The sequence below is a fragment of the Paraclostridium bifermentans genome (genome assembly GCF_964259345.1).
Taxonomy (GTDB): Bacteria; Bacillota; Clostridia; order Peptostreptococcales; family Peptostreptococcaceae; genus Paraclostridium; species Paraclostridium bifermentans_B.
This window is the reverse complement of the sequence record NZ_CAXVJR010000001.1, coordinates 152510-175091: the sequence shown is the minus strand read 5'-3', so window position 1 is coordinate 175091 and position 22582 is coordinate 152510. Positions and strand designations below refer to the sequence as shown.

The window sequence follows — 22582 nt, the reverse complement described above, 5'->3', positions numbered from 1 at the left end:
TTTATTCATTAATATATAATAGTAATAATGACATAATAAGGAGGAAAACAATGGGGAATAAAATAAAAGATTGTATATATGGGGAATTTGAAATTGATGAAGTTTTAGTTGAGCTTATAAATAGCAATGCAGTTCAAAGATTAAAAGGTATACATCAAGTAGGTGCAACGTACCTAATTGATCCAAAGCTAAATGTAACAAGATATGAACATTCTATAGGTGTTATGTTATTGATTAGACTGTTGGGGGGGAGCTTAGAAGAGCAAATTGCAGGATTGCTTCATGATATATCTCATACAGCATTTTCACATGTAATAGATTTTGCATTAAATAATAAAAATGAAGATTATCATGAAATGATATACGATGAAGTTATTTCGAATTCTCAAATACCTAAAATATTAAAAAAATATGAATATAACTATAAAGATATATTAGACGATGAGACAAAATGGACTATCTTAGAAAAGGATGCTCCTAAGTTATGTGCAGACAGAATTGATTATACATTAAGAGATATGTATAGATATGGATATACTAACAAATCTGAAATTGATTTATTTACAAATGAGTTATATGTAGTAAACGGTGAAATTGTTGTTAAAAGTGTAGATAGAGCGAAATGGTTTTTAGATTTATATTATAAAGAAGTAGTAGACTTTTTTATGGAGCCAATGAATGGATATTCATATAATAAGCTATCAAAAGCTATTAAGATTGCAATGGAAAATAATGAATTAACTATGGAAGATATTTTAAAGACTGATGAAGAAGTTATGAATATATTAAAAAATTCAAATGATAACAGAATTTTAAAATTAATTGATTCATTAAATAGTAATGTTAATTTAAGAATAAATGAAGAAAAATATGATATACATATAAAAGGAAAAGTAAGATTAATAGATCCAAGTATTTATATTAATGATAAAGTACTTGCTTTATCTGAGGTAGATGCAGATATAAAACAAGTAAACGAAAATGCAATGAATAAGATAAAAAAAGGAGTTTATATTGAGATTTTATAATAAAGGGCTTAAAAGCCCTTTAAAATTATTTTATTTGCATTGAGGATTTATAAGTTCGTATTTATCTGATAAATTTTGTTCTCCCCATTCGCACATAGCTTCAAGTATAGGGTATAAACTCATACCTTTTTCTGTTATTGTATACTCCACTTTAGGTGGAACTTCAGGGTAGACAGTTCTGTATATCAAACCATCATCTTCTAACTCTCTTAACTGATTAGTTAAAGTTTTATGAGATGTATTGCATATAAATGAACGTATTTCTCCAAAGCGTTTAGTTCCTTCTTCTATTAAATAATAAAGTATTAGTGGTTTCCATTTACCACCAATTACACTTAAAGTTATTTCTATTTCACAAGTTAATTTAGTCTTTTTCATAAAATTCCTCCGGTGAACCTATTGAAACTACATAAAAGTTACCTTTAGTTCACTAGATAACAATTATGTGCGTACTTATAATATATTATCAGAGAATATATAATTAATCCATAATAAAAAAGAAATGATTTGGAGGATTAATTATGAAAAAATTAGTAGCAATAACAGGAGCAAGCTCAGGTATAGGAAAAGAAATAGCTAAAAAGTTATCGGATAATGGACATCCAGTATTATTATTATCAAGACGATTAGATAAAATGGAGGAGCTAAATTTACCTAATTCATTATGTAAGTCAGTAGATGTTACGGATTTAAATAAAATGAAAGAGGCTATAAAAGAGGCAGAAGATAAATTTGGAAAAGTTGATTGTTTAGTGAACTGTGCAGGTATAATGTTATTAGGGGAGCCGAATGTACAAAGTTATGAAGAATGGAGTAACATGATAGATGTTAATATTAAAGGGATACTTACAGGAACTAATATAGTACTTGATGATATGGTTAAGAGAAATGAAGGAACAATTATTAATATAAGTTCTATAGCGGGAAGAAAAACTTTTGATAATCATGCGGTTTACTGTGGTACAAAGTTTGCAGTTCATGCGATAACAGAAAATATGAGAAAAGAAGTTGCAAAATCAAATGTAAGAGTTATAACTATAGCTCCAGGAGTTGTAGAAACACCTTTATTATCACATACTACAGATGAAAATATAAAAGAAAATTACAATGAATGGAAAAAGACTATAGAGGCAGGGCTTAATCCAGAAAAAATTGCAAGTTGTGTAGAGTTTGCATATAATCAGCCACAAGATGTGTGTATAAGAGAGATAGTCATAGCTAAGACTAAGCAAGAAGATTAATATAATATTATTATGTAAACTTTGTGAAAGGGGTTTATAAGGATGTATAGTAATAAAGTAGTTGTAGTTACTGGTTCTAGTAATGGTATAGGTAAAGCTATATCTTTTAAATATTCAAAAAAGAATGCAGTAGTTATTGGAATAGATATAGAAGATCCAAATTCTAATTATGGAAATATAGACTTTTATAAAGCTGATTTAAGTGATGAAAAAGCGATCCAAGCTGTATTTAAAGATATTACAAAAAAGTATGGAGCAGTCCATGTATTAATAAATAATGGAGCTATAAGCAAATTTAATAAATCTATATATGAAATATCTTTAAGTGAGTTTGATAAAGTCATAGGTGTTAATTTAAGGGGTAGTTTCATATGTTGTAAGGAATTTATAAAAGCTAACAAAGGACAAAATTATGGAAGAATTATAAATATAGCATCTACAAGATTTAATCAAAATGAACCAGGTTGGGAAAGTTATGGAGCATCTAAAGGAGGGCTTGTATCTTTAACAAATACTATGGCTATATCATTATCAGATACGCCTATAACAGTAAATGCAATAAGTCCAGGATGGATAGAAACTGAAGATTATGAAAAATTAAAAGAAGTAGATCATAAAAAACATCCATCAGGAAGGGTTGGAAAGCCGAAAGATATAGCTAATACATGTATGTTTCTAACCATGGAAGAAAATGACTTTATAAATGGATGTAATATAATTGTTGATGGTGGAATGAGTAAAAAGATGATTTATGAGTAAAAAACCTATTAATAGTAATACATTACTATTAATAGGTTTTTTATTTAACAATATTTATGGATATAAATGGAAAAAAATAAATTAAAGTATTATAATAAATTGGGGGTGAATATTATCAAAAAATATAACTTATGGATAATTTTGACTATAACCACATGTATTATAATACTTTTTGTAAATTCTACTATTAATAAATCAATTGAAGCTGATATAAAAAATGCAATTAATACAATACATATAGATATAAAAAAACAAGAGTATAATCGTGCTATAGATATTTATAAAAAAACTATTACAGAAGTACCGAAATATAAATATAATAAATTTTATGATGAACTTATAAGAATGTCTAATGAAATTATGAACATACCAAAAGGAACTCATCATGTAATGGATGTATTAATTTCGATTGAAAAAAGTAAATTAATTTCTAAAGATAATAGATTTAAAATATGTAGCAATTTAGGAACTATGTATTTAATTGATAAAAATTATGCAAAGTCATCTGAATATATATTGAACACATTAATATTAGCAAAAGATATGAATTATAAGTATGAGGAGGCAAAAAGTTTAATAGATTTAGGAATTTTATTTTCTCATATTGATGGATATGAGATGGGGGTTAAAGTTATAAAGAAAGCTTTAAATGTAAAACTTAATAACAAAGATGAATATGAATTTATACAAATGTATGCAAATACTAATTTAGCAGAAATATATTTAATGATGAAGGATTATAAAAACTGTGAAAGATGTATAAAACAAGTTGAAGCAAATGAAGATTTTATACAAAATGAAAAATATAAAGATTTAAGAATTTTGATAAACACTATAAAATGCAATATATATATACATAAAGGTGATGCAAAGTCTGCAAAGAAACATTTAGACCTATCTAAAGAATTATTAAAAAATAATGATAGTGAATATATTATAGATATAAAGGAAAATTATCTTTTTTCAAAAGCTAAGTATTATGAATTTTTAGAAAAAAACGAAGAAGCTATACAAATATATAAAGAAATGCTCGTATTAGAAAATACTAAGGGGAATAAAGAATTATATAAAAAAGAAGTTCTAGAAAGGCTAGTTAGATTATATGATAAAACTAAGCAAAATGAGCTGGAAAATAATTATATGAATGAATTGTTAAAAGAAATAAAAAATGAAGAAAATATTAGGTATAGAGATTATTCAAATTATATAATTGAACAAGCTGAAGAAAAATATATGGTTCAACAAGAGCGAGATTCTATAAAAATATTAATGGCTATTATATTGGTAGGAACTGTATTTATTATTTATACATACAGATTAAATAAAAAAAGATTAAATAAAATGAGATATATTGCATTACATGATAAGTTGACAGGTGTGTATAATAGAGTATACTTTGACAATGAATATAAAAAATTTGCTGATAGTAATCGTGCATTTGCTATATTAATGATAGATATAGATAACTTTAAGAATGCCAATGACACATTTGGACATCAATTTGGAGATGAAGTATTAAAGTCTATTACAAATAGAATAAAAAGCTTGCTAAATGAAAACTCTAAAATTTGTAGATATGGAGGGGAAGAATTCGTAATAATAAATACTTATGAATTTAAAGAAGAAGTATATCTTATTGCAGAGTTAATAAGGAGAGCTATAGAAAATATAGAATGGAATAAAGATATAAATATTACTATTAGTATAGGGGTAGCGTATTCAGAAGAACATAAAGAAAAAACTTTAAAAAAAGCAGATGAAAATTTATATATAGCAAAAACAAATGGAAAAAATAAAGTAGTAATTTAAATATACTAAATTTATATGAATAAGAGAGATATCGTTTGATATCTCTTTTCTTAAGCTAAGTATTAATATATAATAGTGATTATTAATATTTATAGAAAGGAAAAAGTAAATGAATAAAAAAACAGTATTAATAACAGGTGCATCGAGGGGAATAGGAAAAGCTATGGCAATTTTGTTTGCAGAGAATGGCTATAATGTACTTATAAATTATAATAATTCAGAACAAGAAGCTTTAGAACTATATAATCAGTTAAAAGGTAGAGGTTTTTCGGTTGATACATATAAAGCAGATGTATCAAAAAAAGAAGAAGTGAATTTCATGATAAATTATTGTATAGGTCAATTTGAAAAAATAGACGTTTTAATTAATAATGCAGGTATTAGCAGAAATAACTTATTTACAGATATTAGCTATGAAGAGTGGGATGAAGTTATTAGTACAAATTTAAATAGTGTTTTTTATACTACTAAAAAAGCATTACAATATATGATTCCTCAAATGGGTGGAAAGATAATAAATATATCATCTATATGGGGGATGGTAGGAGGATCTTATGAGGTTCACTACTCAACGAGTAAAGCAGCTATAATAGGTATGACAAAAGCTTTGGCTAAAGAATTGGGACCGTCAAATATACAAGTTAATTGTATAGCGCCAGGAGTGATACAAACTGATATGTTAAGCAATATAGGTGAAGAAACTATAGATATGTTAAGAGAAGAAACACCTCTTATGAGATTGGGAACTCCAGAAGATATAGCTCATTGTGCATTGTATTTAGCAAGTGATAAGTCTGATTTTATAACAGGTCAAGTGATAAGTCCTAATGGAGGATTTGTAATAATATAAAATAAATTAGGGGTATATAAAAATGATATATAGTTTGAAAAATATAACTAGATTAATAATAGGATTATTTATTTGTGCAATAGGAATTGTATTAACCATAAATTCAAATTTAGGATTATCTCCATGGGAAGCTTTTCATCATGGATTATCTAAAAATTTAAATATAACCATGGGGCAAGCAAGTATAACTGTAGGAATAATAATTATTATATTAGATATAATATTAGGTGAGAATTTTGGGATAGGGACTATATTAAATATGTTGTTAATTGGTATATTTATGGATTTTTTTATGCTAAACAACATTATTCCTGTATCTAAAAGCCTAATAAGTGGACTTGGGATGTTATTTATTGGTATGTTTATAATAGGATTAGGTTGTGTATTGTATATAGGTGCTGGATATGGTAGTGGACCTAGAGATGGATTAATGATAGCTATTCAAAAAAAGACGAATAAACCTATAAAGGTTGTTAAAATGTGTATAGAAGCTTTTGCGTTAGTATTTGGATATGTTCTTGGAGGTAGTATTGGGGTAGGAACTATTATAACTACTTTCGTATTTGGAATATTTATTCAGTATGCATTTGAAATTTGTAAGTTTGATGTTAAAAAAGTTAAACATAGATATGTTATAGAGGACATTAGACTTATAAAAAATAAATTATTTAAAATTAAAGAAGAAGAATATACAAAAGAAATTTCACCTGAAGAATATCTAGAAAAATAAAAGAAAGCATGTGCTTTCTTTTTTTATTTGGAAATTAAAAAAGTAATTTGTAGAAAAAAGTAACACATTTGTGAAAAATAATACATATATTATTAAGAAGAAAGTAAAATAAGGAGGAATTATATTGAAAGTTTGCATACCTGTCAAAGATCAAAATCAATATCAATTATGCAATGATATAAATAATGCTCCAAACATAATTATATTTGATACAGTAACTAGAGACTATATTATAAAAGATACTTCAAAAATGAATTTAGGAACTATGGTTCAATTTTTAATTGATAATAATGTAACTAGGTTAATATCAAGTGTAAATGTTATACATCATCATAAATATATATCATGTAGAGATATTATAATATATAAACCTGATAAAAGTGCAAATGCATTTTCTAATATGGATTTATTTATAGCAAATAAATTAAAAATAGATAAGAAAAATCATTGAGGTTCAAGATAATAAAGCGAGAAGCTTTATAAAATAAATGGGATACAATTATCCCATTTTTACATAAAAAATAAATAAAAATGCTAAAAATGTAAAGAATATATAGCATAAATAATTATTTATAACGATATATACAAATTAAATTATAAAAAAGAATAAAAAGTAGTAGAAAAATGTCGAAAATAGTGTATAATATATGTAATACATAAAACTAAAGAAAAAGGAGCGAACTATGGCGATAATATTAAATATTTTAGGAATCATAGTATTATTAGGTGTGCTTTACCTAGTATCTTCTGACAAAGCGTCGGTTAATAAGAAACTTATAGGAAAGGCTTTACTAATACAGTTTTTACTTGCCTTTTTCCTAGTTAAATTCCCTTTAGGAAGAAATATCGTAATGTCAGTGTCAGACTTTGTAACTAATGTTTTAAGTTACGGAAAAGAAGGTTTAACTTTCGTATTTGGACCATTAGCGGATGGAAGTCAAGGATTTATATTTGCAATATCAGTTCTTGGAAACATCGTATTTATAGCTGCATTAGTATCAGCACTTTACTATTTAGGAGTTATAAACTTTGTGGTTAAAGTAATCGGTGGTGCAATACAAAAAGTTTTAGGAACTAGTAATGTAGAAAGTTTTGTTGCAGTTGCTAACATGTTCTTAGGACAAACGGAATCTCCAATACTTGTAAGTAAGTATTTACATGTAATGACTAAGAGTGAACTTATGCTAGTTTTAATATCTGGTATGGGAAGTATGTCAGCTACAGTTTTAATGGGATACGTTGAAATGGGAATACCAATGGAATATTTACTTATAGCAGGAGCGTTGGTTCCATTAAGTAGTATAATGGTATCAAAGTTATTAATACCTGAAACTCAACAGGAAGAAGTTGTTGAGAATGTTGTTATGGATAGAAAAGGTGGACATACAAATATAATGTCTGCTATATCTGAAGGAGCTACTAACGGAATGCAAATGGCATTTGGTATAGGAGCGGCATTAATAGCTATAACAGGCTTAGTTGCATTAGTTAATGGTGGATTAGGAGTAATAGGTTTATCATTACAGCAAATATTAGCTTATTTATTCTCACCACTTGCATTATTAATGGGATTAGACCCATCTCAGATATTAACTGCAGGGGAATTACTAGGTACTAAGATGGTACTTAATGAATTCATAGCATTTGGAGATTTAGGAACAATAATAAAGTCTCTTGATCCTAGAACTGCATTAGTTATGTCAGTATCTTTAGCTGGATTTGCTAATATATCAAGTATAGGTATATGTATATCAGGAATATCTGTATTCTGTCCAGAGAGAAGAGCGGAAATATCAAACATAGCATTCAAAGGAATGTTAGGTGGATTTTTAGTTAGTACATTATCAGCTATGATAGTAGGATTAGTATTACTATTCTAATAATACAAGAAAGATTTGAGGTTATCCTCAAATCTTTTATTTTTTTGGAATAAATAAAAATAAAAGACGATATGTTATGAAAAAAATGTATAAAATTTAAATTTTATGTAATTTTATGGAAAAAAATAGGTTAATGTGTTATCATTAAAAACACAAATAGATAATAATATTTATAATTATAGATTAGAGGAGACGATTAAAATAAGTATAGAAGATTTGATTTTTATGGCTATACCTGAAGCTATAGTTATATTTTGCTCAATAGGAGTAATATTAAAATATTTAAATAAAAAAAATATAATTCGAATGATATTAGCATATTTGGTAGCAATATATATTTTGAAAAATTATTTCCCTATAGGTATAAATAGTTTATTATTATACATATCAACGGCTATAATAGTTTGGAAATATTCTAAAGTTAACATAATTAAATGTTTTATTACAACAGCAACAATTGTAGTTATAAAATTAATGACAGAAGTTATGACTATCCTTTTTATAAATATTTTGGGAATAAATTTACAAAGTATACTGGATAATTATTTATTACGTATTTTGTCATGCTATGCATCATTAATATTAATGATTATTTTTATGAAGTTAGTTAGATATAAATATTTTATAGATACTGTAGATATAAAAAATATTTCAGAAAAAAATAAATATTTAAAACATACAATTTTATATATAAGCGTATTAATCATGACTATAGCTGGAATTTTAATCCTTTTTATGACTAGTGCTGATAGTATTGTATATAATTTTGAAGGTATGCTAAATATATTTATTGTTATATCTTTAGTTACAATATTAATTTTACTGTTATTCACAATTATAAATTATGATAAGAGAAAAGCATTAGATGAACTAGAAATAAACTTGATGGAGAAAAATATGAAACAAATGGAAGACAGTGTAGATGCACTGAGAGTTCAAAGACATGATTATATGAATCATCTTCAAATAATATTAATGCAAATGTCTAATGGAAAAGTAGAAGATGCAAAGAAGTATATATTGGGAATGGCAGATTGTGATAATAATATAACTAAAGATTTTATAACTGGAAATCATTATATAGATGCTATATTAAATACTAAAAAAGTAAGAGCTATGAAGTATAATATCGATTTAACTGCATGTATAGATAGTAGTTTAGAAAATATTGAACTTTCAGATTCTGAAATTAGCTCTGTATTTTTAAATATTATAGATAATGCTATAGATGAATTGAAAAAAAGTACAAAAGAATATAAATATGTGCATGTTGACACGTACAAAGAAGAAGATTATCATTATGTATCAATAAGTAATAATGGATTAAAAATAGAGAATACTAAAAAAATATTTGAAAAGGGATATTCATCAAAGGGTGAAAATAGAGGATATGGTCTGTATTCTATAAAAGAATTATTAGAGAGTTACCAATGTACAATAAATGTATACAGTGATGATATGGAAACCGAATTTAACATAAAAATACCTATTATAAAAAAATACTTAGTATAAAAAGACTATATTTTAAAATATAGTCTTTTTAATTAGTAATTAGCATCATCTAATTCGTATTGAAATATTAGATTTTCATTTACAGCAGCATAAAAATAAAAACAAAGTAATAACATTAAAATTAATGAAATATATAACATTAAATAATCCCCCCAAAACCTAATATAATATTAATATTAGATTAACTATTAAAAAATCCTTTATATATTAAGAAATTAATAAATTATATTTTCAATAGATCCGTCTTTTATACAGATTGTTTTATCAGAAATCATATTTGCAAATTTAATATCGTGAGTTACTATAAGAACTGTTACATTTTGCTCTTTTAATTTTTTTATAATATTAACTACGTTCTCTATACTATTTGAATCTAAAGCAGAAGTTGGTTCATCAAAACAAATTATATCAGGAGATAGAGCGCAGGCTCTAGCAATTGCAACTCTCTGTTTTTGTCCACCAGACAATTCAAATGGATAAGCATTTATCTTATCTTCTAAATCAAATAGTTTTAAAAGGTTAATTGCAATTTGTTCAGCTTTTTGTATATCTTGGTTTAAAACCTTTATAGGTGCAGTTGTTATATTTTCAATTACTGATAAGTGAGGGAATAAATTGAAATTTTGAAAAACCATTCCTATAATACCTTTTAATTTTAATATATCTTTTGAAGTTCTAAAAACTTTATCATTAAATATAATTTGGCCACTATCAAATTCTTCAAGTCCGCATATACATCTAAGAAGAGTTGTTTTTCCGGCACCAGACTTACCAAGTAATACACCTATTTCACCTTTGTTTAAAGAAAAAGATATATCGTTTAAAAGTTCTTGATTATTAAATGATTTATTTAAATTTTTAATTTCTAACATATTATCATCACTCCTATCTATAGTATGAATACTTACGTTCTAATGTTTTAAAAATATTACTTAATATTAATACTAGTCCTAAATATATAAAACCTACTTCAATCAAAGGAAGTAAACTTAAAGTTCTATTTGAAGCTATTTGAGCCACTCTTAATATATCATTAAGCCCCAATATATAAACTAAAGAAGTGTCTTTTATTAGCGTTATGACTTCGTTTGACATAGGAGCTAATATTCTTTTTATTACTTGAGGGATGAATATATTTTTATAAATTGATATTTTATCAAGACCTAGAACTAAACAAGCTTCATATTGACCTTTATCTATAGACTCTATCCCACCTCTAAATATTTCTGCAAAGTATGCACTATAGTTCAATGTAAATGCAAGTATTGCAACTGTGAATCTATTAAATACTACGCCTATAAGAGGTAGACCATAAAATATAAATATTAGTTGCAATAGAAGTGGTGTACCTCTAAAAAGTAGTATATAAGTCTTTGCGATATAATTTGAAATTTTATTTTTAGATAATTGTAATGCACAAATAATAACTCCTAAAGGTATTGAAACTATAAGTGTTAAGAAAAATACAGAAAAAACTATTTGTAATCCTTGTAACATAATCTATCCTCCTAAATTTAATTAAACCATTTATTATAAATTTTATTGAAAGTTCCATCTGACGTTACTTCTTTTAATGTGTCGTTGACGCTATCACGCAGCTTAGTATTACCTTTTTTAAATCCTACAACAAAACTTTCTTCACCAAAGTTATCATCTAAAATAGTAAAATTAGTTTTATTAGAATTTTTTATATAGTAATTAGCTAAAACCTCATCAGCTACAACTGCATCAACACGTCCATATTCTAAATCTCTAAATGCATTATCAAAACTATCATAAAGTATAGGAGATTTATTTTTTAAACTATCAATAAGCTTAGCATCTTTTTCTATAGCATCGAATCCTGAACTATTTTGTTGAGTGCCTACGGTTTTATTTTTTAAGTCAGATTTGTTATGGATACCTGAGTTTTTTAAAGTAACTATAACTTGTCTATTAGTTAAATAAGGATCAGAATAATCTACCTTTTTCTTTCTATCAGCAGTAAGGGTATATCCATTCCATAAAAGATCTATATTACCTGAATTCAATTCTGTATCTTTCATAGCCCAATCTATATTTTGAAACTCTACATTCATATTTAATCTAGAAAATACTTCTTGTGTAAGTTCTATATCAAAGCCCGAAGGTTTACCATTTCCATCTAAATATCCCATAGGAACAAATGTGTTGTCATAACCTACAACTATAGTGTTACTATCATGTTTAGTATTTTGTTTTTTATCATTACAGCCAAAAAGTAATGACATAGAAATGACAACTATTAATATCAGACTAAATATTTTAAATATATTTTTCATATAATATCTCCTTATAATAAATTAAATTTGTATAAGTATATTTCTTTGCGCGCATAAGGAAATAAACTAAAAAAGCTCCCGCCTCTAGCAATAGCTAGAGGACGGGAGCTAACTCACGTGGTTCCACCTCTTTTTATTAGAATCTCACGACTCTAACCTCTTTGAGTACGGCAATAAATAAATTGCTTATACTCTAGCACTATAACGGGTGCAGGGTATCCGGAAACAGCCTACTAAGTATAACTTTTCGGTGTTCTGCTCAAAGATGTGTTCAAAGTAATCTCAATTGCACCTCTCACCCTCCGGTAACTCTCTGTTAAATAATAATTACTTTTACTATTTCTTATCATCGCATTTAATAAAGTTTATTGGTTTGTTGTTATTAATAATAAAACTATTAAAATTATATGTCAATAGAAATTTAAATAAACAGTTTATGTAAAATTATGGTAATCACTTAGAAACTATGAAATGGGTGTGTTCTGTTGAGTCTCTGTATTGTTTAATTTTGCAGGTCTTAACACACATTTAAATTAAATTTACATGCAACTAAAAATAATACTATTTTAATCTTATGGTATGATATACTTATAATAATTAGACATTTATTTAGTTAAGGCAAAAGTAAAATTTTACTTTTGCCTTTTTATATTTTATTAAAACTTAATGAATTAGTTGGATATATAATTGAGATTAAGTTTTAAAATTTGCTTATTATAGGTAGGGGGATGGGTTTTATGAAAAAACAAATAATACTTATATGTGATATGGAAGGTGCATCCGGAATTTTTGAAGAAAACTACATGGCTAAAGAACATTCATCAAAAGAGTGGATAGAGTTGGGGAGAAGCTATATAACATCAGATGTTTTAGCAGTATGTGATGCATGTAATGAATTTGGAATTGATGAAATATTAATATATGATGGGCACTGTGCAGGAGATAAAGAATATAATATTTTAATAGATAAACTTCCTAATAATGTTAAATTTTTTGATACAGAAGATAGGTGCTTTGACTATAGGAGAATTAGAGGACAAGCAGACATTAATCCATATGGAGTAATTACAGTAGGTCAACATGCAAGATATGGAGAAGAGCATGCTTATTTTGCCCATACAATAAAAAGTCCTCCAATAAAAGAGTGGACATTAAATAAAATGCATATATCTGAAATGTCTATGGGAGTATTAAGTTTTCAAGGAACAAGATATATAGCAAATATTGGATGCAGTGTATCAATGCATGAAGCTAGAGAATTAAATAAAAAAGTACATGCAATTCCAGTAAAAGATAAATCTAAGAAGTGGGAACCAAGTGCAAAAGATAATTATGATATGATAAAATGTGAAGTCTTAAAAGCTCTTAAGGATAGTGAAAATATGGAAGTTATAAATGTAGAAGGGCCATATGAATTTACTTTATCACTAACAGATGAATTTATATATAAAATACCTGAAAATATAAGTTGGAAAGGCAGTTTTGATGAACAAAAGGCTGTATGGGAAGCTCCTAGTATAGAAATTGGACTTGAACTTTTTAATTATGTAAGAGACTATATAGTTAGAATAGACTAAATTATAAAAAGTAAAAGGTAAACATCGTGGAGGGTATATTATGATAAATGAAGTTATACAAACAGAAAGATTAATACTAAGGGAAATAACAGAAAATGATTATGAAGAAATAGCTAACATACTACAAGACATTGAAATTATGTATGCTTGGGAAAAGGCATTTTCAGATGTAGAAGTTAGATCTTGGATAGAAAAAAATATAAATAGGTATGCTAAGGACGGATTTAGCTATTATTTAGCAGTAAACAAATTAAGCAATGATGTGGTTGGAGTTATGGGACCACTTGTAGAGAATATAGAGGAAAAAGAATACATAGGAGTAGCATATATATTAAATAAAAAATATTGGAATAAAGGATATGCTACAGAAGGTATAAGAGCATGTATAGATTATGCATTTAGAACTCTGAATACAAATAAGGTTATAGCACAAATAAGACCAGAAAATAAAGCTTCACTAAATGTAGCAAAGAGATTAAACATGAAAGAAGAAGGAGAATATATAAAAATATATGAAGGTAAAGAAATGAAACATTTAATTTATTCTATTGAAAATATAAATAAGAAATATTAGGATATAATATTAATATTTTAAAAAATATAAAAGAGCAAATAATATCTGGGATATTTAGTGTTATATATTATTGGGAATATTTTAGCTAGTACTTAAAAATTAATTTTATAGTTGATGTAACATAAATTATAAAATTAATATAATATATAATGGGGGATTTATGAGGTGATAATATGATAAATTCCATATTAAAAAATATGCTCAAAGATCCTATAATTAAAGATTCTAGAGTTGGAGTAGCTATAAAAGAAATATACTATGAAGGATATATTATTTGCATAAAAAATAATGTATTAGAATTAATAGGTACAGGGAAATATGAGAACACAAATGTATATATACCAATAGAAAGAATAGTAGCTATTGAATTTTATATAGATTATGATGGCTGTGATGAATATAGAATATTGAAAGATTTTTTAATAGATATAATAAATTTATTAAAAAATATTGATTGTAAAAATGATAACTCTTTAAAATATACAATTAATGAATTAAAAAATTTTGAAAATAAAGAATCTATAATTTGTTTTTTATTACAATACGAGTATATAGCTAAGTTAAATATTGAAAATATAATTAAAGTTTTTAATAAGTTAACGATATTATACACACATAAGTGTAATAAAGACAATGTTATAGAAGGTATAACATTTATTTTAAATGACTATATAGAGTCTATTATGGTTAATTGCGATAAAAAAATATATGAAAGCTATGATAAAATAAGCAATATTTTTTATAAAGATTAGAGTGATTTAACACTTCAAGATATTAACGTATATTTTGAAGTGTTTTTTATAATATTAAAAAAACTTATTTAAAAGTTAAGTAATTATTAAATTGGGGTAATAGTATCTAAGAGGTGATACAATGAATAATACAGAAGAAGATTGCTTAGTTAATGAAGAAAACTGTTCAGATACTTTTAAAATAAAAATTGTTTTTGAAAGTATTATAATTGGGGCAGCTGCAGGGTTTATAGTTTCTTTATATAGGTGGTGTTCTAGCTATGCAGGTCAAATAAGTTTAAATATATATAAATTTATGAGTAACCATTATGCATATATAATTTTAGGAATACTAGTGTTTGTTATTATTGGATATATTGTTGGGTATTCAGTTGAAAAAAATCCTATGATATCAGGTAGTGGTATTCCACAAATTGAGGGGTGTTTAAAAGGTCGCTTAAAAATTCTTCATTCATTTAAAATTTTATTTAGTAAATTTATAAATGGTGTTTTATCTATGGGAGCAGGATTATCACTTGGAATAGAAGGTCCATCTATTCAATTAGGAGCAAGCTTTGCGCATGGAATATCTAGAAAATTTAGACTGGATAAAAAAGAACAAATGTATTTATATTCAAGTGGAGCAGGAGCAGGATTAGCAGCAGCATTTAATGCACCATTTGCAGGTGTAATGTTTGTACTAGAAGAAATACATAAGAGTTTTGCTCCAATACTATTAGTAACAGCAATTGCGTCATGTGTAAGCTCCGATTTAGTAACATGGTTATTCTTTGGAGAAACACACACTTTAATTGTTGATAAAGTTTTAGATATACCAGCAAATTATTATATTATATTAATAATGCTTGGAATAGTAGTTGGATTATGCGGAGTTATTTATAATAAAGGACTACTTAAAACTATAGATTTATACTCAAAAATAAATATTAAGCTAAGATATAAAATGATAATACCTTTTATGTTAGCTATAGTATTTGGCATGTTTTTACCACAAGTTTTAGGTGGGGGAGATAAGCTAATGAATAGTATTTTAGGAAGTGGTCTTGGATTTAAGATAGCTATAATATTATTAGTAGGAAAGTATATCTTTTCATTTATAAGTTTTGCGCCAGGAACACCTGGAGGAATATTATTTCCTATTTTAACCTTAGGAGGGTTAGTTGGATTAATATTTACAAAGGTTACTGTATTTGCTGGGCTTGCAAATAGTATGTACTTAAATAATTTTATATTGTTAGCAATGGCAGGTATGTTTTCGTCAGTTGTTAGAGCTCCTATTACTGGTTTTATATTGGTATTTGAGATGAGTGGAGCACTTACACAATTAGGGCCTATGATAGTTGTATGTGGAGTTGCATATTTAGTTGCTAATTTATTAAACTGTCCACCTATATATGAATCACTGTTAGAAAATAAAGTAAAGGCTTATGAGCAAGTTGAAGAAAATAATAATAAGTAAATAAAAAAGTTGTCTCAAAACTTAATCTTAATAATAGGGTTTGAGACAACTTTTTACATATATAATTATATTAAATTAAGTTTTTGTATACTATCTATAGAAAGTTGCATTAAAAGATGCATGGTCAAAGACTTCTTGTTTTTTTCCATCTATAATTACATTTACACCATTTATCCAATCTCCAGTATAATCCCTTTGTAGTATAGTTTCAATTATTGTTTTTTGACTAACTTGTCCACCTGTAGAACCTTGGAAATGAGGTCTCCAAGAAGCTTCATCAACTAAGTTTATAGTTGCAATACCATTGTTATCTATTGACTCAAGGTATATATTAGCCTTATCATCTTGGAAATAATCTTTTTTCAAAGCTAACAACAACTTTGTTATTTTATCATTTACAGAAAGATTTTTATCTAAACTTATATTTTCATACTCTACTATTTTATCAGTATCATTTACATCTAAAGTATATAATTTGAAATTCTCATAAGAAGGCTTGTTAGAATCTGTTTCTATGTTATCTTGCTTAATATTACTTTCGAATTTAGGTTGAGTATCTTCTGATTGATTATCATTACTTTTAAGTTCAGTTTCTATAGTATTATTCTCTTGAGGAGTTACGTTTTGAGAATCTGAAATGTTATCAGAGGTATTTGTTTTATTTAAATTATTATCTACAACATTAGATGTATCCTTTGACAATTCATTATTATTTTCTTCTTTAAAGTTTGAACAACCTACCAATGTAGTACTCATAATTAATGCTAGTAAAGCTATCTTTAATTTCATGTTACCATCTCCTCTCAATGATTGAATTTTTTGTATATTGCTTATTATAATAATAACAAATTTCTACAAAAAAATATTTACAATAAAAATACAAAATAAAAAGCTAAATATATTTTATATATAACCGTATTATTAAATTATATGGTTTTTTAATTATAAACTTAAATAATAGATAAAAGACATAAGGGAGATTCACTATGGATGTTAATCAAATGGTTACAATTAAGCTTTTAAATGCAATAAGTCAAGCTAATTCAAATAATAAAACTAATTCAAGCAGTCAACCAAATATGTTTGATTTTATATTACAAAATACATTAGGGGGACTAGCTAGTTCTAGTGGAAACTGAGCATGTAACAACTCTAGCCAGGGTGGCCTAGAAACTTTAGATACATTGTTAAGTACTGTTAATAATAATAGAGTTAATACTTATGAAAACAACAAAAACATAAATAAAGCTGAAAATAATAATACAAATATTATAAAAAATAATACTATTAAAGAAGAGAATAATACTGTAGCTAACAATATAAATAGTATTAATAATGTAAGTAGCAGTAATAATAAAATGGATGATGCAGTAAGGTTAATAGAAAGTAAAGTTGGAAATAGATATGTATGGGGAGCTACGGGGCCAAATACATTTGATTGTTCAGGATTAGTTCAGTATGTATATAAAAATGCTTTAGGTAAAGATATACCTAGGACATCATATGAACAAAGTAAATTTGGACAAGCTGTAGATAAGAAAAATTTACAAGTTGGAGACTTAGTATTTTTCGATACTATGGGAAAAGGAAGAGTAAGTCATGTTGGTATGTATGTAGGAAATAACGAATTTGTACATGCAGCAAACTCGAAAGATGGAATAAAAAAATCTAAATTAACTGGATATTATGAAACACATTATAGAGGTGCTAGAAGACCATAATTAAAGAAAAAGTACCTACATCATAAAAATATGATGTAGGTACTTTTTTACGTTTAAGTAGACTATACTTAACGAATATTTTATGGATAAATAAATTGTATTTATTAAAAAAACTAATTAATTAAAGAAATGTTACAAAGTCACATAAAAAAATTATATAAATTTATATAATGTATTCATAGCAGAAAAAATTATATAAATAGGAGGAGAAGAAATGCTAAAAGATATGTATAAAAAGTATGGATACTTAATATTTTTATTTTTCTTGGTATTATCATTATTTGATATGAGATTTGCAGTTATAGCTATAATATGTATGGTAGCACCTGTTATTTTAGCAATATCGGGGAGAGGAAGGTATTGGTGTGGAAACTATTGTCCAAGAGGGAACTTTTATGAAAATGTACTAGCTAGGTTTTCGCCTAAAAAGAAAGTGCCTAAGTTTTTGAAAAGTACAGGGTTTAGAGCATTTATGGTGTTTTTAATAATATTTAACTTTACTATGGGTGTTTATAAAAATTGGGGAAATTTATATGGAATAGGATTTGTATTTTATAAAATTATAGTAATAACATCTATAGTTGGTATAGTTTTAGGTTTATTTTATAATCAACGTACATGGTGTAATTTCTGTCCAATGGGGACTTTGTCGGCTCTTGTAGCTAAAATAAAAGGAAGAAAAATTAATTTAGAAGTTGATAGTAGCTGTGTAAGTTGTGGGTTATGTGCAAAAGCTTGTCCTATGGGGATATCACCAAAAGAATATAAAGAAGGTAAAGTTCAAGATTCTGATTGTATATTCTGTCAAAAGTGCGTATACAAATGCCCTAAGGATTCAATTAAATTAGAACTTTCTATGAAAAAATAAAATGATAAGCATAGTAACCTTTTAAGAGTTTACTATGCTTATTTTTTTATAATCACAAAAATGAAAGTGATAATCTTTGTCAAATGAAAATAAATGTGATATTATAGAAACAATAAAAAGATATTTAGCATATATAAATATAAATTAGAATTATCAAAAGGAGAGATAATATGGAAAATATATTTTTTGCTTTTGTATTAACCTTGATAGCAGGATTATCAACTGGTATAGGTAGTTGTATCGCATTTTTTTCAAAGAAAACAAATTATAAATTTTTATCAGTTAGCCTGGGTTTTTCAGCAGGTGTTATGATTTATGTATCTATGATAGAAATCTTTGCAGAGTCAAAAGATACACTTATAGGTATTTACGGAGAAAAGATAGGAACTGGATTTACTATATTAAGTTTTTTCGTTGGAATATGCATTATATTGATAATAGATAAATTGATACCACATGAAAGTAACCCACATGAAATACATGATATATCTCAAATTGATGAAGATGTTGAATCTAAAAAGAAAAAACTAATGAGAACGGGTGTTTTTACAGCTCTTGCAATAGGAATACACAATTTTCCAGAAGGATTAGCTACCTTTGTATCAGCACTTCAAGATCCTAAAATAGCTATACCTATAGTTGTAGCAATAGCTATACATAATATTCCTGAAGGTATTTCAGTATCTGTTCCAATTTATTATGCTACAGGTGATAAGAAGAAAGCATTTATGTATTCTTTTGCATCAGGACTTGCTGAACCTATAGGGGCTTTAATAGGGTATTTAGTATTGATGCCATTTTTAAATGACACTGTTCTAGGTATTCTATTTGCATCAGTTGCAGGTATTATGGTATTTATATCATTGGATGAATTATTACCTTTAGCAAAAGAATATGGAGAAGGTCATCTAGCTATTTATGGATTAGTATCAGGTATGGCAGTTATGGCTTTAAGTTTATTTTTATTTATATAATTAAAAATAAATTATTTATATGTAAAACATTTTGCCGATAGTATAATATATAGTGAAAAATATGTTAGTATATAGATAAAGTTAAAATAAATAGCGGATGAAAGGAAATACAGTATGAAGAGAAAAATAATATTAAACTTGGCGATGAGCATTGATGGATTTATAGCATCAGAGGATGGTGGATTTGATTGGATTACTGGAGATGGTCACAATAAGTTAGATACTCATAAAAAATGGGATTTTAATGAGTTTTTAGACAACGTTGATGTAATTGTTATGGGTAGTAAATGTTATGAGCAAAACTTACATAAAGACTATCCAAATAAAAAAATATATGTAGCAACATCAAAGAGCTTAAAAGATCATGACAATATTCAATTCATAAATGGTGATATATGCAAGGCAATAGAAGAAGAGAGACAAGAAAAGGGTAAAAACATATACCTATTTGGTGGAGGTATTACTATAGATAGCTTTATAAAAGCTGATATGATAGATGAATATATAATAGGTATAATACCAACTATCTTAGGTAAAGGAAGACCTTTATTTTTAGGAGATAATCCTAAAATAGACTTACATTTAGACGAATATGTTATAGATAAAGGAATCACAATATTAAAATATGTAAAAAGAGAAGAAAAAACATTTAAGTAAATGTAAAAACTGTATTGCTACATGGTAATACAGTTTTATTTTTCATTAAAAATTGAGGATAGAATACTTATGATTAAGTTAAAAGAAATCGTTTTAGATAAATATATTGATTTAGTATAATATATAAGATAAACTTATTAGTTGGAAATCTAAGTAAGGAAGGATGATAGAAATAAAAACAAATAGTATCACTTTTAAACTATTCTTACTAATATTTGTGTTAATAGTATTAATAACAGGGATAATAAGTGCTTGGGTTATAAATGATAGCAATAAAATAGTACAAGAAGAGTTACAGAGTATGAGAGCTCAGGTACTAAATGAAGTTTCTAATAATATTTCTATATTATTATCAAATGTAGAAAGCATAGGAAATAATATAGCGGTTGATAGTAAATTAATAGACATATTATCTACACCAAAAGAAAAGCTTTACAGTGATGAAAAAAAACTTAAAGAAAGTAACTCTTATGTAGAGGGACTATTAATGGATCAAGTTTTTAAATATGGCAAATTTAATATGAAACCGGAACTATATATAATAGGTGAAAATGGGTTAACTTATAGTACATATTCTAAAAATAAATATGATTTAAATAACATTAAAAAAGAAAAATGGTATGAAAAAATTGTAAAAGCAGAAGGCAAAACAGTTCTTATAAACACCTACAAAGATGAAAATGGAGTAGGACCATATAAAAATATATTTAAAATGGGGAGATTGATAAAAGACTTAATAACTAATGAAACTTTAGGTGTGTTAATAATGGATATAAGTGAAACTATGTTATATGATAGATACTCAGATCTTTTAGATAATGGAACTGAGATTTATATAATTGATTCTAATGGAAAAATAATATCAAGTAAGGATAAAAGGTTGATAGGAACTACATATAAAGAAAATGAAAAAGAAATAAGTTCGAATAATCACTATAACAACATAAAAATAGTTGCAGATATAGATGAATATGGGTGGAGTATAATTCAAGATATACCATCTAATATAATGGAGCAAGTGTCACATAAAATAGCACAAAGGACATTCTTTATAATAGCATTAATAAGTATTCCAGCATTAATAATTACCTATAAGATTTCAGAATGGATAACAAAGCCAATATTAAATATAAAAGATAAAATGAATGAAGTTATGAATGGAAATTTAAAAACAAAGGTAGAAATAGATAGAGATGATGAAATAGGACAATTACAAAATTCTTTTAATAGTATGGTAAGTTGGCTAGATTCTTCTATTGAAAATATTAAAAAATATGAAAAGCAAAAAAGAGTAGCAGAGCTGAGTTTTTTACAAGCTCAAATAAATCCGCATTTCTTATACAATACATTAAGTGGTATAAGATTTTTGGTATCTATGAATAAAACTGAAGTAGCAGAAGAAATGCTATATAGATTTACAAAATTACTTAGAAGTATATTACCAAAAGCTAGTGAAATGATTAGCTTAGAAGAAGAAATTGAAAATATTAAAAACTATGTAGAACTACAAAAAATGAGATATCCAGATTGCTTTGAAATAACTTATGAAGTAGATGAATGTATAAATGATTTTAAAGTTCCTTCTTTTATACTACAGCCTATTGTAGAAAATGCTATTTTATATAGTATGGAAAAGGAAAATAATAAAGGAGTAATAAGCTTAAAAGGTTATAAAGATACATTGGGTACAAGAATAGTTATAAGAGATAATGGAATTGGAATGTCTAAAGATAAACTTGAAAATGTATTGAATAAAGAAGCTAGTATAAATAGAGTAGGAGTTATAAATGTACATGAAAGAATTCAACTAAACTATGGACAAGAATATGGATTAAAAATAGACAGTATTGAAGGTAAGGGGACTAATATAACCTTTATATTACCTGGATAG

The 22582-nt window shown here is 26.2% G+C and carries 24 protein-coding genes and 1 other annotated feature; of the genes, 19 read left to right on the top strand and 5 right to left on the bottom strand.

Translation table 11 applies throughout. The annotated features are described in order from the left end of the window. Nucleotides 1–50 precede the first annotated feature (50 nt). The gene (locus ACEXNK_RS01005; RefSeq protein WP_373601159.1) at nucleotides 51–1028 is read left to right on the top strand and encodes an HD domain-containing protein; all 978 of its coding nucleotides are present in this window, start codon (nucleotides 51–53) and stop codon (nucleotides 1026–1028) included. A 30-nt stretch (nucleotides 1029–1058) separates the two neighbouring features. Here the strand turns inward: ACEXNK_RS01005 and ACEXNK_RS01000 are convergent, their stop codons facing one another. Then, nucleotides 1059–1406 carry a winged helix-turn-helix transcriptional regulator gene (locus ACEXNK_RS01000; RefSeq protein ID WP_373601158.1) on the bottom strand — a complete coding sequence of 116 codons (348 nt, stop codon included), beginning with the start codon at nucleotides 1404–1406 and terminating at the stop codon, nucleotides 1059–1061. Between the two features lie 143 nt (nucleotides 1407–1549). Here ACEXNK_RS01000 and ACEXNK_RS00995 point away from each other — a divergent pair, with 143 nt between their 5' ends. From ACEXNK_RS00995 to ACEXNK_RS00960, 8 genes are all read left to right on the top strand, one after another. Beyond that, nucleotides 1550–2269: an SDR family oxidoreductase gene (locus ACEXNK_RS00995; RefSeq protein WP_373601157.1), complete on the top strand. Its 720-nt coding sequence runs from the start codon at nucleotides 1550–1552 to the stop codon at nucleotides 2267–2269. 42 nt (nucleotides 2270–2311) lie between these two features. Continuing rightward, the gene (locus ACEXNK_RS00990; RefSeq protein ID WP_373601156.1) at nucleotides 2312–3028 is read left to right on the top strand and encodes an SDR family NAD(P)-dependent oxidoreductase; all 717 of its coding nucleotides are present in this window, start codon (nucleotides 2312–2314) and stop codon (nucleotides 3026–3028) included. Nucleotides 3029–3133: 105 nt separating this feature from the next. Next, nucleotides 3134–4837 carry a tetratricopeptide repeat-containing diguanylate cyclase gene (locus tag ACEXNK_RS00985; RefSeq protein WP_373601525.1) on the top strand — a complete coding sequence of 568 codons (1704 nt, stop codon included), beginning with the start codon at nucleotides 3134–3136 and terminating at the stop codon, nucleotides 4835–4837. A gap of 109 nt (nucleotides 4838–4946) precedes the next feature. Next, the gene (gene ymfI / locus ACEXNK_RS00980; RefSeq protein WP_373601154.1) at nucleotides 4947–5687 is read left to right on the top strand and encodes an elongation factor P 5-aminopentanone reductase; all 741 of its coding nucleotides are present in this window, start codon (nucleotides 4947–4949) and stop codon (nucleotides 5685–5687) included. A gap of 22 nt (nucleotides 5688–5709) precedes the next feature. Beyond that, entirely contained in the window at nucleotides 5710–6417 is a 708-nt protein-coding gene (locus ACEXNK_RS00975) for a YczE/YyaS/YitT family protein (protein ID WP_373601153.1), read from the top strand. 124 nt (nucleotides 6418–6541) lie between these two features. Then, a complete protein-coding gene (locus ACEXNK_RS00970) occupies nucleotides 6542–6868 on the top strand; it encodes a hypothetical protein (protein WP_373601152.1) in 327 nt (108 codons plus the stop codon). Between the two features lie 232 nt (nucleotides 6869–7100). Then, nucleotides 7101–8297: a NupC/NupG family nucleoside CNT transporter gene (locus tag ACEXNK_RS00965; RefSeq protein WP_373601151.1), complete on the top strand. Its 1197-nt coding sequence runs from the start codon at nucleotides 7101–7103 to the stop codon at nucleotides 8295–8297. Between the two features lie 135 nt (nucleotides 8298–8432). Next, nucleotides 8433–9809: a sensor histidine kinase gene (locus ACEXNK_RS00960; protein WP_373601524.1), complete on the top strand. Its 1377-nt coding sequence runs from the start codon at nucleotides 8433–8435 to the stop codon at nucleotides 9807–9809. Nucleotides 9810–10024: 215 nt separating this feature from the next. On the opposite strand, the gene ACEXNK_RS00955 is transcribed toward ACEXNK_RS00960, so the two are convergent. From ACEXNK_RS00955 to ACEXNK_RS00945, 3 genes are read right to left on the bottom strand one after another with little or no spacing between them, the layout of a single operon-like run. Further along, complete coding sequence (locus tag ACEXNK_RS00955) at nucleotides 10025–10681, bottom strand: amino acid ABC transporter ATP-binding protein (protein WP_373601149.1); 657 nt, start codon at nucleotides 10679–10681, stop codon at nucleotides 10025–10027. 13 nt (nucleotides 10682–10694) lie between these two features. Then, a complete protein-coding gene (locus ACEXNK_RS00950; RefSeq protein WP_373601148.1) occupies nucleotides 10695–11306 on the bottom strand; it encodes an amino acid ABC transporter permease in 612 nt (203 codons plus the stop codon). 17 nt (nucleotides 11307–11323) lie between these two features. Further along, nucleotides 11324–12109: an amino acid ABC transporter substrate-binding protein gene (locus ACEXNK_RS00945; protein WP_373601147.1), complete on the bottom strand. Its 786-nt coding sequence runs from the start codon at nucleotides 12107–12109 to the stop codon at nucleotides 11324–11326. A gap of 94 nt (nucleotides 12110–12203) precedes the next feature. Further along, nucleotides 12204–12468: a binding site (T-box leader), on the bottom strand. Nucleotides 12469–12846: 378 nt separating this feature from the next. On the opposite strand from ACEXNK_RS00945, the gene ACEXNK_RS00940 reads away from it, so the two are divergent. The 4 genes from ACEXNK_RS00940 (at nucleotide 12847) to ACEXNK_RS00925 (ending at nucleotide 16471) form a co-directional block, all read left to right on the top strand. Beyond that, complete coding sequence (locus ACEXNK_RS00940; protein ID WP_373601146.1) at nucleotides 12847–13686, top strand: M55 family metallopeptidase; 840 nt, start codon at nucleotides 12847–12849, stop codon at nucleotides 13684–13686. Between the two features lie 40 nt (nucleotides 13687–13726). Further along, nucleotides 13727–14260 (top strand): GNAT family N-acetyltransferase, encoded by a 534-nt coding sequence (locus ACEXNK_RS00935; protein ID WP_373601145.1) that lies wholly within the window; start codon nucleotides 13727–13729, stop codon nucleotides 14258–14260. Between the two features lie 173 nt (nucleotides 14261–14433). Next, nucleotides 14434–15012 (top strand): hypothetical protein, encoded by a 579-nt coding sequence (locus ACEXNK_RS00930; RefSeq protein WP_373601523.1) that lies wholly within the window; start codon nucleotides 14434–14436, stop codon nucleotides 15010–15012. Nucleotides 15013–15133: 121 nt separating this feature from the next. Then, nucleotides 15134–16471, top strand: coding sequence for a ClC family H(+)/Cl(-) exchange transporter (locus tag ACEXNK_RS00925; protein ID WP_373601266.1), 1338 nt, complete (start codon nucleotides 15134–15136; stop codon nucleotides 16469–16471). Between the two features lie 90 nt (nucleotides 16472–16561). Here the strand turns inward: ACEXNK_RS00925 and ACEXNK_RS00920 are convergent, their stop codons facing one another. Continuing rightward, on the bottom strand, nucleotides 16562–17260 hold the full coding sequence (locus ACEXNK_RS00920; protein WP_373601267.1) for a hypothetical protein: 699 nt from the start codon (nucleotides 17258–17260) through the stop codon (nucleotides 16562–16564). Between the two features lie 197 nt (nucleotides 17261–17457). On the opposite strand from ACEXNK_RS00920, the gene ACEXNK_RS00915 reads away from it, so the two are divergent. From ACEXNK_RS00915 to ACEXNK_RS00890, 6 genes are all read left to right on the top strand, one after another. Next, on the top strand, nucleotides 17458–17610 hold the full coding sequence (locus tag ACEXNK_RS00915) for a hypothetical protein (protein ID WP_373601268.1): 153 nt from the start codon (nucleotides 17458–17460) through the stop codon (nucleotides 17608–17610). A 45-nt stretch (nucleotides 17611–17655) separates the two neighbouring features. Further along, nucleotides 17656–18192, top strand: coding sequence for a C40 family peptidase (locus tag ACEXNK_RS00910; protein WP_373601269.1), 537 nt, complete (start codon nucleotides 17656–17658; stop codon nucleotides 18190–18192). 214 nt (nucleotides 18193–18406) lie between these two features. Further along, a complete protein-coding gene (locus tag ACEXNK_RS00905) occupies nucleotides 18407–19060 on the top strand; it encodes a 4Fe-4S binding protein (protein ID WP_373601270.1) in 654 nt (217 codons plus the stop codon). A gap of 170 nt (nucleotides 19061–19230) precedes the next feature. Continuing rightward, nucleotides 19231–20034 carry a zinc transporter ZupT gene (zupT, locus tag ACEXNK_RS00900; protein ID WP_373601271.1) on the top strand — a complete coding sequence of 268 codons (804 nt, stop codon included), beginning with the start codon at nucleotides 19231–19233 and terminating at the stop codon, nucleotides 20032–20034. A 114-nt stretch (nucleotides 20035–20148) separates the two neighbouring features. Continuing rightward, the gene (locus ACEXNK_RS00895) at nucleotides 20149–20691 is read left to right on the top strand and encodes a dihydrofolate reductase family protein (protein WP_373601272.1); all 543 of its coding nucleotides are present in this window, start codon (nucleotides 20149–20151) and stop codon (nucleotides 20689–20691) included. 163 nt (nucleotides 20692–20854) lie between these two features. Beyond that, nucleotides 20855–22582, top strand: coding sequence for a sensor histidine kinase (locus tag ACEXNK_RS00890; RefSeq protein WP_373601273.1), 1728 nt, complete (start codon nucleotides 20855–20857; stop codon nucleotides 22580–22582).